Origin of the sequence: Nocardioides aquaticus, assembly GCF_018459925.1 — a bacterium.
GTDB classification, from domain to species: Bacteria; Actinomycetota; Actinomycetes; order Propionibacteriales; family Nocardioidaceae; genus Nocardioides; species Nocardioides aquaticus.
In genome coordinates this window covers 4,485,118-4,498,982 of sequence record NZ_CP075371.1, presented here as the reverse complement: position 1 = coordinate 4,498,982, position 13,865 = coordinate 4,485,118, and the positions used below count along the sequence as shown (strand labels likewise).

General features: G+C 74.7%; 14 protein-coding genes. 12 read left to right on the top strand and 2 right to left on the bottom strand.

Annotated elements, in window-relative coordinates:
* Positions 1-9 precede the first annotated feature (9 nt).
* The 5 genes from ENKNEFLB_RS21855 to ENKNEFLB_RS21835 all read left to right on the top strand — a co-directional run bounded on the left by ENKNEFLB_RS21855 (position 10) and on the right by ENKNEFLB_RS21835 (position 4,385).
* Positions 10-516, top strand: coding sequence for a DUF427 domain-containing protein (locus ENKNEFLB_RS21855; protein WP_214057269.1), 507 nt, complete (start codon positions 10-12; stop codon positions 514-516).
* 46 nt (positions 517-562) lie between these two features.
* Positions 563-1,066, top strand: coding sequence for a TspO/MBR family protein (locus ENKNEFLB_RS21850; protein ID WP_214057268.1), 504 nt, complete (start codon positions 563-565; stop codon positions 1,064-1,066).
* Positions 1,067-1,113: 47 nt separating this feature from the next.
* Positions 1,114-3,057 (top strand): M3 family metallopeptidase, encoded by a 1,944-nt coding sequence (locus tag ENKNEFLB_RS21845; RefSeq protein WP_214057267.1) that lies wholly within the window; start codon positions 1,114-1,116, stop codon positions 3,055-3,057.
* Positions 3,058-3,204: 147 nt separating this feature from the next.
* Complete coding sequence (locus tag ENKNEFLB_RS21840) at positions 3,205-3,960, top strand: PadR family transcriptional regulator (protein ID WP_214057266.1); 756 nt, start codon at positions 3,205-3,207, stop codon at positions 3,958-3,960.
* The gene (locus ENKNEFLB_RS21835) at positions 3,957-4,385 is read left to right on the top strand and encodes a DUF1707 SHOCT-like domain-containing protein (RefSeq protein WP_214057265.1); all 429 of its coding nucleotides are present in this window, start codon (positions 3,957-3,959) and stop codon (positions 4,383-4,385) included. The genes ENKNEFLB_RS21840 and ENKNEFLB_RS21835 overlap by 4 nt, the downstream gene beginning before the upstream one ends.
* A gap of 15 nt (positions 4,386-4,400) precedes the next feature.
* Here the strand turns inward: ENKNEFLB_RS21835 and ENKNEFLB_RS21830 are convergent, their stop codons facing one another.
* Positions 4,401-5,138, bottom strand: coding sequence for a carbon-nitrogen hydrolase family protein (locus ENKNEFLB_RS21830; protein WP_214057264.1), 738 nt, complete (start codon positions 5,136-5,138; stop codon positions 4,401-4,403).
* 75 nt (positions 5,139-5,213) lie between these two features.
* Here ENKNEFLB_RS21830 and ENKNEFLB_RS21825 point away from each other — a divergent pair, with 75 nt between their 5' ends.
* The gene (locus ENKNEFLB_RS21825; RefSeq protein ID WP_246535736.1) at positions 5,214-6,449 is read left to right on the top strand and encodes an acyl-CoA dehydrogenase family protein; all 1,236 of its coding nucleotides are present in this window, start codon (positions 5,214-5,216) and stop codon (positions 6,447-6,449) included.
* Between the two features lie 22 nt (positions 6,450-6,471).
* Here the strand turns inward: ENKNEFLB_RS21825 and ENKNEFLB_RS21820 are convergent, their stop codons facing one another.
* The gene (locus ENKNEFLB_RS21820) at positions 6,472-6,993 is read right to left on the bottom strand and encodes a hypothetical protein (protein WP_214057263.1); all 522 of its coding nucleotides are present in this window, start codon (positions 6,991-6,993) and stop codon (positions 6,472-6,474) included.
* 205 nt (positions 6,994-7,198) lie between these two features.
* Between ENKNEFLB_RS21820 and ENKNEFLB_RS21815 the strand changes: the two genes are divergently transcribed.
* From ENKNEFLB_RS21815 to ENKNEFLB_RS21790, 6 genes are all read left to right on the top strand, one after another.
* Complete coding sequence (locus tag ENKNEFLB_RS21815) at positions 7,199-8,536, top strand: FAD-dependent oxidoreductase (RefSeq protein WP_214057262.1); 1,338 nt, start codon at positions 7,199-7,201, stop codon at positions 8,534-8,536.
* 79 nt (positions 8,537-8,615) lie between these two features.
* Entirely contained in the window at positions 8,616-9,260 is a 645-nt protein-coding gene (locus ENKNEFLB_RS21810; protein ID WP_214057261.1) for a hypothetical protein, read from the top strand.
* Between the two features lie 117 nt (positions 9,261-9,377).
* On the top strand, positions 9,378-10,742 hold the full coding sequence (locus tag ENKNEFLB_RS21805) for a GntP family permease (protein WP_214057260.1): 1,365 nt from the start codon (positions 9,378-9,380) through the stop codon (positions 10,740-10,742).
* A 21-nt stretch (positions 10,743-10,763) separates the two neighbouring features.
* Positions 10,764-11,921, top strand: coding sequence for a CaiB/BaiF CoA transferase family protein (locus ENKNEFLB_RS21800; protein ID WP_214057259.1), 1,158 nt, complete (start codon positions 10,764-10,766; stop codon positions 11,919-11,921).
* A gap of 9 nt (positions 11,922-11,930) precedes the next feature.
* The gene (locus tag ENKNEFLB_RS21795; RefSeq protein ID WP_214057258.1) at positions 11,931-12,899 is read left to right on the top strand and encodes a LysR substrate-binding domain-containing protein; all 969 of its coding nucleotides are present in this window, start codon (positions 11,931-11,933) and stop codon (positions 12,897-12,899) included.
* Positions 12,899-13,831, top strand: a complete 933-nt coding sequence (locus ENKNEFLB_RS21790) for an HpcH/HpaI aldolase/citrate lyase family protein (protein ID WP_214057257.1) — start codon at positions 12,899-12,901, stop codon at positions 13,829-13,831. The genes ENKNEFLB_RS21795 and ENKNEFLB_RS21790 overlap by 1 nt, the downstream gene beginning before the upstream one ends.
* Positions 13,832-13,865 lie beyond the last annotated feature (34 nt).

Genomic DNA, 13,865 nt, shown 5'->3' with positions numbered 1-13,865 from the left:
GTCCGCGCCATGAGTCGACCTGTGCCCGAGACCCCCGGACCCGGCCAGGAGTCGGTGTGGGACTACCCCCGGCCGCCGGCGCTGGACCACAGCACCGAGCGCGTGGACATCGTCCTGGGCGGGCGCACCGTGGCCTCGACGACACACTCCGTACGCGTGCTCGAGACCAGCCACCCGCCCACCTACTACGTCCCGGTCCTCGACTTCGTCGAGGGCGCGCTGCGGCCCACCGTCGGCTCCAGCTTCTGCGAGTGGAAGGGCGTCGCCTCGTACTTCGACCTGGTCGGCGACGAGCGGGGCGAGGTCGTCGCGCCGCGCGCCGCGTGGACCTACCCCGAGCCGACGCCCGGCTTCCGCGACCTGCTCGGCATGGTCGCGGTCATGCCCGGCGCGGTCGACCTGTGCTCGGTCGACGGCGAGGTCGTGGTGCCGCAGCCGGGGGACTTCTACGGCGGCTGGATCACCTCGCGCGTCGTCGGCCCGTTCAAGGGCATCCCCGGGAGCCGGTTCTGGTGACGCACCACCGCCCCCGCCCCCGCCCCACCACCGTCAGGACCCCTGCGTGATCGCCCCCGCCACGACCTCGATCGACCACCTCGCCCTGCCGCGGCGCCTGGCGCGGACGGTCCCGCCCGTCCTGGCCGGCGCGGTCGTCGGCGGGCTGGGGACCAGGCCCGGCTCGCCCTGGTACCGCGCGCTGCGCAAGCCGTCCTGGCAGCCTCCCGCCGCGGTCTTCGGGCCGGTGTGGACCGCGCTCTACGCCGCGGCCGCGGTCGCAGGCGCCTCGATGCTCGAGCGGGTCCCGGTCGACGACCGGCACGACGTCGAGCGCGCGCTGTGGCTGAACATGGGCCTCAACGCCGGATGGTGCTGGCTGTTCTTCACCGCCGAGAAGCCGAGGTGGGCGCTGGCCGAGATCGTGCTGCTGCAGGCCTCGACCCTCGACCTCGTCCGCCGGGCGCGCGCCGCCGGTGACGACCGGGCCGCGCTGGCGCTGGCGCCGTACGTCGGCTGGAACGCGTTCGCGACGGCCCTCAACGTCGCGATCGTGCGCCGCAACCCCTGACGTCTCCCCGACGCGGGGGTGGGGCCCGGCCGTGGCAGGGTGAACCGGTGAGCTCCCCCGCCCCGCTGTCCCTGCCCGCCGTCGAGGTCGCCCAGGAGTGGGTGCAGGCCGAGGCCACCGCCGGCCTCGAACGCGCACGGGGCCTCGTCGACGCGCTCCGCGCCGCCCCGCCCACCGACGCGCTCGAGACGCTGCGGCAGTGGGACGAGGTGCACCTCGCGCTGTCCGGCGTGGCCGCGACGGGTTCGCTGTTCAGCAACGTGCACCCCCTCGAGGGCGTGCGCGAGGCCGCCGAGCAGGCCGAGCAGGAGGTCATGCGGATGCTGACCCGGCTCGGCCTCGACCGGGAGCTCTACGAGGTCTTCGCCGGCCTCGACGGCTCCGGCCTCGACGCCGAGGCCTCCCGCCTGCTGGAGAAGACCCTCGACGACTTCCGTCGTGCGGGCGTGGACCAGGACGAGGCCACCCGGCAGCGGATCACCGCCATCAACGAGCGGCTGACCGAGCTGGACCAGGCCTTCGGCAAGCAGATCCGTGACGACGTCCGGACCGTCCGGGTGGCTCCCGAGCGGCTGGCCGGGCTGCCCGAGGACTGGCTCGAGGAGCACCCCGCCGACGCCGACGGCCTGGTCACCGTCACCACCGACTACCCGGACGCGGTGCCGGTGCGGATGTTCGCCCACGACGCCGGCGTCCGCGCCGAGATGACCCAGGCGTTCCTGAACCGGGGCTGGCCCGCCAACGAGGCGCTGCTGCACGAGCTCTTCTCGCTGCGCCACGAGCTGGCGACCCTGGTCGGCTTCGACGGGTGGGCATCGTACGACGCGGCGGTCAAGATGATCGGCGAAGGCGCGGCCATCCCGGCCTTCATCGACCGGATCGCCGAGGCCGCCGAGGGGCCGATGCGCCGCGACCTGGCGGTGCTGCTGGCCCGCTACCAGGAGGACCACCCCGGAGCCGAGGTCGTCGCCCAGCCCGACGCGTCGTACTACGAGGAGGCCGTGCGTCGCGAGCAGCTGCAGGTCGACGCCCAGCAGGTCCGCACCTACTTCGACGCCGCCAAGGTCCGCCAGGGCCTGCTCGACGTGACCGGGCGGTTGTTCGGGCTGCGCTACGAGCACGTCCCGTCGGCGCCGGTGTGGGCCGAAGACGTCACCTGCTACGACGTCTACGACGCGACCACGGCCGGGGGCGGGGACGACGTGACCGAGCCCTTCGGCCGGATCTACCTCGACCTGCACCCGCGCCAGGGCAAGTACAAGCACGCCGCGCAGTTCACCCTCGCCGAGGGCGTCGCGGGGAGGCAGCTGCCCGAGGGCGTGCTGGTCTGCAACTTCTCGCGCGGTCTGATGGAGCACGACCACGTGGTCACGCTCTTCCACGAGTTCGGGCACCTGGTCCACCACGTCCTGGGCGGCCGCGGCCGCTGGACCCGCTTCGCCGGGGTGGCGACCGAGTGGGACTTCGTCGAGGCGCCCAGCCAGATGCTCGAGGAGTGGGCGTGGGACGCCGACGTCCTGCGCACCTTCGCCACCGACGCCTCGGGCGAGCCGATCCCGGCCGACCTGGTCGAGCGGATGCGCGCCGGCGACGACTTCGGCAAGGGCTACCACGCGCGGACGCAGATGTTCTACGCCGCGGTGTCCTACTGGTTCCACCAGGACCGCCCCGAGGACCTCACCGTCCGGATGCGCGAGCTGCAGGAGCGGTACTCGCCCTTCCCCTACGTCGAGGACACCCACTTCTTCGCCAGCTTCGGGCACCTCGGCGGCTACTCGTCGGCCTACTACACCTACATGTGGTCGCTGGTGATCGCCAAGGACCTGTTCTCGGCCTTCGACGCGGCCTCGATGTCCGACCCGGTCGTCGCGGCGCGCTACCGCGACCGCGTGCTGGCCCCGGGCGGCGCCAAGGACGCCGCCGACCTCGTCTCCGACTTCCTCGGCCGGACCTACACGTTCGACGCGTACGCGGAGTGGCTCGCGCGCTAGACGGTCCGCCCCCTGTCCCACCTGTCCCGGCCGCGGGCTTCCCCTTGTCCCCGCTCGACAGTCGGCGTACGCTCACGATATATCGCGACTGACTCACCGAATGTCGCGACCGCACGCAGAGCGTGACGCCGAGACGGAGGAGCAGTCATGAGCCAGGGATTCCCGGGCCAGTGGGCCAAGCACATCGACGCCGTGTGGGGCGCGCAGCAGCGTCGTACGGCGGGCGGGCCGTTCGGGCCCGGCGGCGGGCCGGCCGGCGGACCGCCGCCGTGGCTCGCCGGCCTCTTCGGGATGGGCCAGGGCGGCCCCGAGGCGAAGCCGCGCGCCCGCCGCGGGGACGTCCGCTCGGCCATCCTCGACGTCGTCCGCGCCGCCGCCGAGCGCGGCGAGCCGGTCAACGGCTACCAGGTGATCCAGCAGATCGCCGAGCGCAGCGAGGAGGCGTGGCGCCCCAGCCCCGGCTCGGTGTACCCGACGATCAGCCAGCTCGAGGACGAGGGCCTGCTCGTCACCGACGAGACACTCGGCCGCAAGAGCCTGCGGCTCACCGCGGCCGGCGAGGCCTACGTCGCCGAGCACGTCGCCGAGCTGGCGGCCGTCTGGACGCCCTTCCAGCAGCACCGGCCCGGCGCCGACCAGGACGCGGCGGCCGGCGACGGCAGCGGGGCGTCGTGGCGCGACCTCAAGCCCGAGATCGGGCAGATGATGAGCGCCGTCTGGCAGATCGTCACCAGCGGCTCGGAGACGCAGAAGACGGCCGCCGCCGCGGTCCTCGTCGAGACCCGCCGCAAGCTGTACGGGATCCTCGCCGACGGCGAGCACGCCACCGCCGACCCGGCCGACCCGGCCGCGGACCGGACCGCCGACCAGATCGCCGGCGAGCAGGCCGAGGGCCCGCGATGAGCCGGCCGGCCGACCGGCCGCAGCACCCGTCCCGGCTGCGGGTCGGCGACCAGGAGCGGGAGCAGGCCGCCGCTGCGCTGGGGGAGCACTACGCCCACGGCCGGCTCTCCCACGGCGAGCACGCCGACCGCCTGGACGCGGCCTGGTCCGCGCGCACCCGGGCCGACCTCGACCTGCTCTTCCACGACCTGCCGGTCGCCGGCTTCCGCCCGACCCCGCCCCCGGCCACGGTGGCCCGGGGTGCCGGGCGCCCGTCGCGCTCCGGGCCGAACCCGTGGCTGCTCGTGCTCGCGGTCGTCGCTGCGGTCGTGGTGCTCTCCGAGGTCCCGGTCCTGCTGGTCCTCCTGCTCGTCGTGGCCTTCGTCGTGGTGAAGCGTCACCGGCGCCGGGGCCGCCAGGTCGCCGGTCCGCCGCTCTGGCACTGAGCGGCCCGCCCCCGGCTACGGGCGGACCGGCCGGACCGGGCGGACCAGCGTCGCGCCGACGACCTCGCCCGGTCGGCGGCCGGCCCGCGCCAGCAGCCGCCCGTCGGCGGCGTGCACGGTCGAGCCGCCCCGCGTGAGCGGGTAGGTCGTCGCCGGGCCGGCCGCGCTCGCCACGGCGACCGGGACGCGCAGCGCCGCCGCCACCGCCAGGGTGCGCGCCCGGCGCACGTCCTCCTCGTCGGGTGCGTCGACCACCCCGGCGGCGTACAGGTCGACGCCGGCCTCCGCGAGCCGGGCCGTGTGCCGGGGCTCGCCGGTGTCCTTGCAGATCGCGAGTCCGACCGCCCAGCCGTCGACGGCGACGACGCGGGCGCCGTCCCCGGGGCTGAACCGCTCCGCCTCGTCCTCGCCGAGGAAGGTCTTGCGGTAGGCGACGCGGGTCCCGGTCCCGTCCACCAGCAGCACGGCGAGGTGCTCGAGCCCGCCCTCGCGGACCGGCGCGCCCGCCAGCGCGACGACACCCGTCGCCCGGCACGCGTCGACGAGCGGGTCGAGGACCGGGTGCCCGGGGTCGACCGCGTCGGCGTCGAGCTCGTAACCGGTCAGCGACATCTCGGGGAGCACCAGCAGCCGGGCCCCGACCACCACGGCGGCGGTCCGGACGGCGGCCACGTGCGCGCGGACGTTGGCCACGAGGTCGTGCGGCACCGTCGCCGGCTGCGCCACGGCGACGGTCAGCGACGGGGCGGGCACCGCCCGAGCCTACGGCGCGTGCCGTCGCGGCGCGGGTGGCCCGCCACGACGGTGCACACCCGTAGCCTCACTGCCGTGACCAGCTTCGGACTCGGCCCCGACCACCTCGAGCTGCGCGCCTGGGTGCACACCTTCGCCGCCGACGTCGTCCGCCCGGCGGCGGCCGAGTGGGACGAGCGCGAGGAGTTCCCATGGCCGGTGCTCGAGGAGGCTGCGGAGGTCGGCCTCTACTCGCTGGACTTCTTCGCCACCCAGGCCTTCGACGAGACCGGCCTCGGCATCCCGCTCACCATGGAGGAGCTCTTCTGGGGCGACGCCGGGATCGGGCTGTCCATCGTCGGCACCGCCCTGGCCGCCGCGGGCGTGAGCTCGAACGGCACCGACGAGCAGGTCGCCGAGTGGGTTCCGCAGATGTTCGGCTCGCCGGGCGACCTGCGCACCGCCGCCTTCTGCTCCTCCGAGCCCGACGCCGGCAGCGACGTCGGCGCGATGCGCACCCGCGCCACCTACGACGAGGCCACCGACGAGTGGGTGCTGAACGGCACCAAGACCTGGGCCACGAACGGCGGCATGGCCGACGTCCACGTCGTGACGGCCGTCGTCGAGCCGGAGCTGCGCTCCCGCGGCCAGGCCAGCTTCGTCGTCCCGCCCCGCACGAAGGGCCTCTCCCAGGGGCAGAAGTTCGCCAAGCACGGGATCCGCGCCTCGCACACCGCCGAGGTCGTCCTCGACTCCGTCCGCGTCCCGGGTCGCTGCCTGCTCGGGGGCAAGGAGAAGCTCGACGCGCGGCTGGCCCGCGCCCGCGCCGCGCGGGACGGCGCGACCCCGGCCTCCGCGGCCGGGCGGAGCGGCAACGCCAGCATGGCCACCTTCGAGCGCACCCGCCCCGCCGTCGGCGCGCAGGCCGTCGGCATCGCCCGCGCGGCGTACGAGGTCGCGCTCGACTACGCCAGGACGCGCGAGCAGTTCGGCAAGCCGATCATCGAGAACCAGGCGATCGCCTTCGCCCTGGCCGACATGCGCACCAGCATCGACGCCGCACGGCTGCTCGTGTGGCGCGCGGCCTGGATGGCCGCCACCGGCGCCCGGTTCGACGCCGCGGAGGGCTCGATGTCCAAGCTGGTCGCCGGGGAGACCGCTGTGGCGGTGACCGAGAAGGCGATGCAGGTGCTCGGCGGCAACGGCTACACGCGCGACTACCCGGTGGAGCGGATGGCCCGCGACGCCAAGATCTACACGATCTTCGAGGGCACCTCGGAGATCCAGCGCCTGGTGATCGCCCGGACCATCTCGGGTGCCCCGATCCGGTAGGCGGCGACACCGAGCGGCCAGGTCACCGGGCGCCGACCCTGACCGGGGCGTCCAGACCTCCGTCCTGCGGTGCCGCGACACCGCCGAGCACCCCCACCAGCACCGCCACGGCCACCAGCGGGCCGATGGGCGCACGGCCGCTGTCGGGCGACCTCGTGCGCTGCCACAGGAACCAGTCGCTGCCCCGGAACACCACCAGCGCACCCAGGACCGTCACCGAGGCCAGGAGCGTCAGGACGTCCAGGGCGTCCTGCCCAGAAGCCGAGAGGACGCTGACGAGCTCGCTCAGCGCACCCAGGACCATGACGACGCAGGCGAGCACGAACCGCACGGGGCGGGCCCGGACGACGCCGGCGGACACGTACCCCACGAGCAGCGCCCCGAAGCAGACGGACAGGACGACGCCCGCCCAGCTGTCGAACGCCACCCCTCGGTCGGCCAGCAGCAGGACCTGGCTCGCCAGCGACCCCCAGGCGACGACCCAGATCGATCGCGGCAACGGCGGCGTGCCGCCCGACCCTCCGCCCGCCCCCTCGACGTCCACGCGGTCATCTTCCCACCCGCGGCCCCCCGGGAGCCCCCCTCGGGCCACAGGCAGATCCGTACCCTGGACACAAGAGCAGCCTGTGGTGCCACAGGTCACGTCCGGCTACCGGAACACGGCGCGCGGGCGCACCGTTGTGGAGGTCGAGAACCCTCGAGGTGCTCGTGTGCACCGCACCCCCCAGCGCACCAGGAGTGAGCCAGTCGTGAGGAACATCCGCGTCGCCGTGATCGGCGCCGGGCCCGCCGGGATCTACGCCGCCGACATCCTGACCAAGGAGCACCCCGAGGCCCGGGTCGACGTGATCGAGCGGCTCCCCGCGCCGTACGGCCTGGTCCGCTACGGCGTCGCGCCGGACCACCCGCGGATCAAGGAGATCATCAAGGCGCTGCGCCGGGTGCTCGACCGCGACGGGATCCGCTTCCTCGGCAACGTCGACTACGGAACCGACATCGACCTGGACGACCTGCGCGAGCTCTACGACGCGGTCGTCTTCTCCACCGGCGCCATGTCCGACCGGACGCTGGACATCCCCGGGATCGACCTCGAGGGCAGCCACGGCGCGGCCGACTTCGTCAGCTGGTACGCCGGCCACCCCGACGTCCCGACCGAGTGGCCGCTGGACGCCGCGCAGGTCGCCGTCGTCGGCGCCGGCAACGTCGCCCTCGACGTCGCCCGGATGCTCGCCAAGCCCGCCGACGAGCAGCTCACGACCGAGGTCGCCGACAACGTCTACCAGGGCCTGAAGGCCAACCGGGCCACCGACGTCCACGTCTTCGCCCGCCGCGGCCCGGCCGAGATCAAGTTCTCGCCGATGGAGCTGCGCGAGCTCGCCCACTCCCCGAGCATCGACGTGCTCGTGGAGGAGGAGGGCTTCCAGATCGACGACGACGGCCAGTCCCGGATCAGCAGCAACAAGGGCACCCGGCTCGTCGTCGACACGCTGCTGAAGTACCTCGAGGCCGAGCCGACCGGCGCACCCCACCGGATCCACATCCACATGTGCCAGAACCCGGTCGAGGTCCTCGGCGAGGACGGTCGCGTCGTCGGGATCCGCACCGAGAAGACCGAGATGGACGGCACCGGCAACGCCCGCGGCACCGGCGAGTTCGTCGACCACCCGGTCCAGGCCGTCTACCGGGCCGTCGGCTACCGCTCCAGCGCCCTGCCCGGCCTGCCCTTCGACGAGTCCCGGGGCGTGCTGCCCAACGACGCCGGCTGTGTCGTCGACGAGGACGGGTTCGCCGTCACCGGGGTCTACACCACCGGCTGGGTCAAGCGCGGCCCCGTCGGCCTGATCGGGCACACCAAGTCGGACGCCAACGAGACGGTGACGAACCTGCTGGCCGACCTCGACAAGCTGCCCGCCCCGACCGCAACAGACGACCTGCTGGTCCGCCTCGCCGAGCGTGGCGTCGACGCCACCGACTGGGAGGGCTGGGCCCGCCTCGACGCCCACGAGCTCGGGCTGGGCGAGGCCGCCGGCCGCGAGCGGGTCAAGGTCGTCCCGCGCGAGGAGATGCTGCGCGTCTCCCGCGGCTGACCCTCCGGGCCGTGCGCGGCCGCGGGTGGTCCACCATGGTCCGCGGCGCGCCCGCGCCCGGAGCCCGAGGAGACCGCCCGTGACCGCCACCCCGCCGCGACCCGCGCCGCGGCCCACCCAGCGCCTGGCCTTCACCGGCACCATCACCGGCGTCGGCAGCACGTCGGGCACCCGCGTCGTGGTCGGGCACTGGCGCCACTCGCCGCTGGGTGCCTTCGCCGACGCCATGGTCGAGACCGCCGACGGCAACCGCGTGCTGGTCGCGCCGCGTCAGGACGTCGCCGACCTGGTCGCCTCGACCTACTCCTTCGACGAGGTCCGGGTCGAGCCGGTCGAGTGCGTGGCCGTGCCGACCTGGCTGACCTTCGCCTCGCCCTCGCTGCGGCTCTCGGTCGGCGTCGGGCGGCGTACACCGACGGGCTGGGCCCTCAGGGCGGTGCCGCGACCGGTCGCGGTGGCCCCGGCCTGGACGCTTGTCACCGACCCGGCCGCCCGGGTCCTGCAGCGCGGGGTGCGCACGCGGGGGCGTACCGGCGTGGGGCCCGAGGCGCGCCGGGAGTGGTACGGCGCCACCGACCACCACCGCGTGGACGCCGTCGCAGGCTGGTGGGAGGGCGTCCCGCTGGGCTCGCTGGCCGACGTCCGCCCGGCGACCTCGTTCGGGTTCTCCTCCAGCCCCGTCGCGCCGTCGCGCACGGACGTGGTCTCGACCATCGAGCTCTGACGGGCGCGCGGGCATAACCTGCGCTTATCGACGGGTCGCGAGGTAGCGGCTGGTGCTGGGGGGTCGGGACGTGATTCCCTTCACGCCGTCCCACCACCCTCGTCGAGGAGATCGTCCATGATCGTCCTGCACGCGTCGGTCGCCATCCTCGGCGTCGTCCTGCTCATCATCGTCCTCAAGGTCGACCCGGTGATCGCGCTGGTCACCGGCTCGCTCTACCTCGGCCTCGCCTCCGGGCTCGGCTTCGAGGCCACCGTCGCCACGATCGTGGAGGGCTTCGGCGGGATCATGGCCGAGGTCGGTCTCCTGATCGGCTTCGGCGTGCTGATGGGGTCCTTGCTGTTCGCGATGCAGGCCCTGCAACGGCTGGTCCTGGTGCTGCTGCGCGTGCTCGGCACGCGCCGGCTGCCGTACGCGATGGCGGCCGTGATGACCACGCTGTTCCCCTCGATCTACGTCGACGTCCAGCTCGTCCTGGCCTCCCCGCTGGCCCGCTCCGCCGCGCCCAAGCTGGGTCGCAACGGCCTTGGGCTGATGGGTGGCGCGGTCACCGCCGGGATTCTGGTCGGCTACGTCTTCGTGGTGCCCGGCCTCGGCACGATCTCGATCGCCGGCCTGCTCGGCATCCCCCTGGGCACCATGCTCGGCTTCGGCCTGCTCGTCGGCCCGCTGACCGCGGTGCTGACCGTCCTGGTCTGGGCGCTGCTGCTCAAGCGCGGCTTCTGGAACCCCGAGCTCGACGAGCACGCCTCCGAGGCGCTCCTGGAGTCCGAGCGGGTCGCCGAGGACCACGCCGACGAGGTGGCCGGGGCTCCCGGCCGCAGCGTCCCGCCGCTGCTGGTGTCCCTGCTGCCGGTCCTGGTGCCCCTGGTGATGATCGCCTTCGGCGCCATCGCGGAGACCGCCGGCTTCTCGAACACCTTCATCGCCTTCCTCGGCAACCCCGTGCTCGCGCTGTTCGTCGGCCTGGTCGGCGCCTACGTCCTGGCGAAGACCAGCATCGGCGGCGACCTGACCAACGAGGCGATGAGCAAGGGCTTCGACACCACCGGGCAGATCCTGCTGATCACCGGCGTCGGCGGGTCGCTGGGCGCGGTGATCGCCGCGACCGACCTCGAGGGCGTCCTCGGCGGGCTCTTCTCGGCCGAGGCCGGCGCCCCGGTGATCGTCAGCATCCTGCTGGCCTGGCTGATCGCGGCCGTCCTGCACCTGGCGATCGGCTCGATCTCGGTGGCCGCCATCACCGCGGCCGGCATCATCGGCCCGATCATGGGCCAGCTCGACGCCCCCGCGGTCATCATCGGCCTGGCCATCGGCGCCGGCGCGCTCTTCGCGCTGCAGGTCAACAGCAACTTCTTCTGGATGTTCCAGACCCTGATGGGCGTCTCGACCCGCGGGGCCCTGAAGGCGCTGACCTTCGTGACCGCGCTGGCCTCGGTGATCGCGCTGCCGCTCATCGCCGCGCTGAGCCTGGTGGTCTGAGGCGTGCGACCGCTGGAGGGCATGACGGTCGTCTCGCTCGAGCAGGCGATCGCGGCGCCGTACGCCAGCCGGCAGCTGGCCGACCTCGGCGCCCGCGTGATCAAGGTCGAGCGGCCCGGCGTCGGCGACTTCGCCCGCGGCTACGACACCCGCGTGCGCGGCGAGAGCTCGCACTTCGTGTGGACCAACCGCAGCAAGGAGTCGCTGACCCTCGACATCAAGGACCCCCGCGGCCTCGACGTCCTGCGCCGCCTGCTGGCCACCGCCGACGTCTTCCTGCAGAACCTCGCCCCGGGCGCCGCGGCCCGCGCCGGCCTCGGCGCCGAGGAGCTGCAAGGTGCCAACCCGCGGCTGGTGGTCTGCGACATCTCGGGCTACGGCCTCGGCGGGCCGTACGAGTCGATGAAGGCCTACGACCTGATGGTCCAGGCCGAGGCCGGGCTGCTCTCGGTCACCGGCGACGGTGACGACATGGCGAAGGTCGGCATCTCGGTCTCGGACATCGCCGCCGGGATGTACGCCTACAGCGCGATCCTCGCCGCCCTGCTCGAGCGCGGCCGCACCGGCACCGGCGCCCACCTGGACGTCTCCATGCTCGAGGCCACCGTGGAGTGGATGGGCTTCCCGCTTTACTACGCCTTCGACGGCGCGCCGCCGCCCCCGCGCGCCGGCGCCGCGCACGCCACCATCTACCCCTACGGCCCGTTCACCGCCGCCGACGGGGGCGTGGTGATGATGGCGATCCAGAACGAGCGCGAGTGGCAGCGCTTCTGCGAGCGGTTCCTGGGCGACCCCGACCTGGCGCTGCTCCCGCAGTACGCCACCAACTCCGCCCGCAGCGAGCACCGCGACTCCCTCTCGGTGGTGGTCGGGGCCCGGTTCGCGGCGCTGACCAGCGACGAGGCCGCCGCCGCGCTGGCCGCGGTGCCGGTCGCGCACGCCCGGGTCAGCACCATGCAGGACGTCTGGGAGCACCCCCAGCTCGCCGCCCGCGGCCGCTGGCACACCGTCGGCACGCCGGCCGGGCCCGTACCCGCGCTGGCCCCGCCCGGGGTCGTCGACGACGCGCCGCGGATGGACCCGGTGCCGGGCCTCGGCGAGCACACGCGGACGATCCTCGGCGACCTCGGCCTGAGCGGTGCCGAGATCGACGCGCTGGCGACCGACCGCGTGGTCTGAGGCCGGGCCGTGGACGTCCTCCAGCTCCGCTACCTCGTCGCCGTCGTCGACGCCGGCAGCCTCTCGCGGGCCGCCGCGGTGCTGCGGGTCTCCCAGCCGGCGCTGAGCCAGCGGATGAACCAGCTCGAGCGCGAGCTCGGCGTGCAGCTGCTGGACCGCGGGCCCCGGGGCGTGCGCCCCACGCGCAGCGGCACCGACTTCTACCGCGACGCGCACCGGCTGGTCCGGCAGTTCGACGAGCTCGCGGCCTCGGCCGCCGCCGAGCACCCCGTCCGCGGCCTGGTCGCGGTCGGCCTCCCGTCGGGGGCGGCGGTGCACCTGGCCGCGCCGCTGTTCGGCTGGGCCCGCGAGCACGTCCCCGGCGTGCGGCTGGAGCTGTTCGAGTCGATGAGCGGCTACATCGACGAGCTCTTCGACCACGGCCGGATGGACCTCGCGATCCGGTACGTCGACCCCCTCGACCCCGCCACCCGCGCCGCGGGCCCGACCGACGCTGCGACCGGTCTGGCCGGCGAGCAGCTGCTCTACGACGAGGAGCTGCTGCTGGTCGGCGACCCGCCCGGACCGACCCGGGACCCCGACCGGGTCACCCTCGCCGAGCTCGCCGGCATCCCGGTGGTCGCCCCGGGCGCCCGCAGCAGCCTGCGCCAGCAGCTCGAGCGGGCGATGCGCCGCGAGGAGCGCACCCTGCACGTCGTGGCCGACGTCGAGTCGCTGGCGACGATGCTCCGCATCGCGCGCAGCGGCGGCGCGTGCACGGTCGTCCCGGCCTCCACGGCCGCCGACAGCACCGCGCACGGGCTGGCCGTCCGCCGCACCGACCCGGCGCTGCGGCGTACGGCGGTGCTCCGGACCGCGGCGACCACCTCCGCCCCCCACGACGCCGTCACCGCGGTGCGTACCGGCATCACGACCCTGACCCGGGAGCTGGCCGGCAGCGGCCGGTGGCCCGGCATCGAGCTCCGGGAGGACCCCTGATGACCACCCCCGCCGCACCCGCCGCCCCGACCACCCTGCTGTTCGTGCCGGGCGACCGGCCGGAGCGCTTCGACAAGGCGGCGGCCAGCGGTGCCGACCTGGTGCTGCTGGACCTCGAGGACGCCGTCGCCCCGGCCACCAAGGCCGCCGCCCGCGACCACGTGAGGCGCTGGCTCGCCGACCACGGCCCGGCGGCCGCGGCGGTGCGGGTGAACCCGGCCGGTGCCCCGGGCCACGACGAGGACCTCGTCGCGCTGGCCGGCGCGGTCGACGTGGTGCTGGTGCCGAAGGCCGAGGACCCCGCCGAGCTGGACGCGATCGCCGGGCGCCTCGGCGGGGGCGTACGCCTGCTGGCCCTGGTCGAGACCGCCGCCGGCGTGCTGGCCGCCCCCGCGATCGCCCGCGCCTCCTCGGTGGACCGGCTGGTCCTCGGCACCTACGACCTCGCCGCCCAGCTCGGCGTGTCCCCCGACGACCGGCTCGCGATGGCCGGCGCCCGCCAGGCGCTCGTCCTGGCGTCGGCCGCGGCCGGCCTGGCGCCGCCGGTCGACGGCGTCACCGGCGCGGTCGGCGACGAGGCGGCGCTCCTCGACGACCTCGACCACGCCGTGCGCCTGGGGCTGGGGGGCAAGCTGTGCCTCCACCCGCGGCAGGTGCCCGTCGCCGCCGCCGCGTTCCGCCCGACCGCCGACGAGGTGGCCTGGGCCGAGCGGGTCGTCGCCGCGGCGGCTGGGTCGGCAGGCGGGTCGGCAGGCGGGCCGGCAGGCGGGCCGGCAGGCGGGTCGGTAGGCGGGTCTTCAGGCGGGTCGGCAGGCGGGACCGGCGCGTCGGGCGTGGTGCTCCTCGACGGCCAGATGGTGGACAAGCCGGTGGTCGACCGCGCGCGCCGCGTCCTCGCCCGCCGAGATGACGCTTCCGGACAGCCGAGATGACGCTCGCGGCGCGTCGAGGTGACGCTTCCGGTCA

Bases quoted from the DNA above. Each gene is read 5' to 3' on its own strand.
- ENKNEFLB_RS21855 (WP_214057269.1), top strand. From the start codon at position 10: ATGAGTCGACCTGTGCCCGAGACCCCCGGACCCGGCCAGGAGTCGGTG.
- ENKNEFLB_RS21840 (WP_214057266.1), top strand. From the start codon at position 3,205: ATGAGCCAGGGATTCCCGGGCCAGTGGGCCAAGCACATCGACGCCGTG.
- ENKNEFLB_RS21800 (WP_214057259.1), top strand. From the start codon at position 10,764: ATGACGGTCGTCTCGCTCGAGCAGGCGATCGCGGCGCCGTACGCCAGC.
- ENKNEFLB_RS21805 (WP_214057260.1), top strand. From the start codon at position 9,378: ATGATCGTCCTGCACGCGTCGGTCGCCATCCTCGGCGTCGTCCTGCTC.
- ENKNEFLB_RS21790 (WP_214057257.1), top strand. From the start codon at position 12,899: ATGACCACCCCCGCCGCACCCGCCGCCCCGACCACCCTGCTGTTCGTG.
- ENKNEFLB_RS21835 (WP_214057265.1), top strand. From the start codon at position 3,957: ATGAGCCGGCCGGCCGACCGGCCGCAGCACCCGTCCCGGCTGCGGGTC.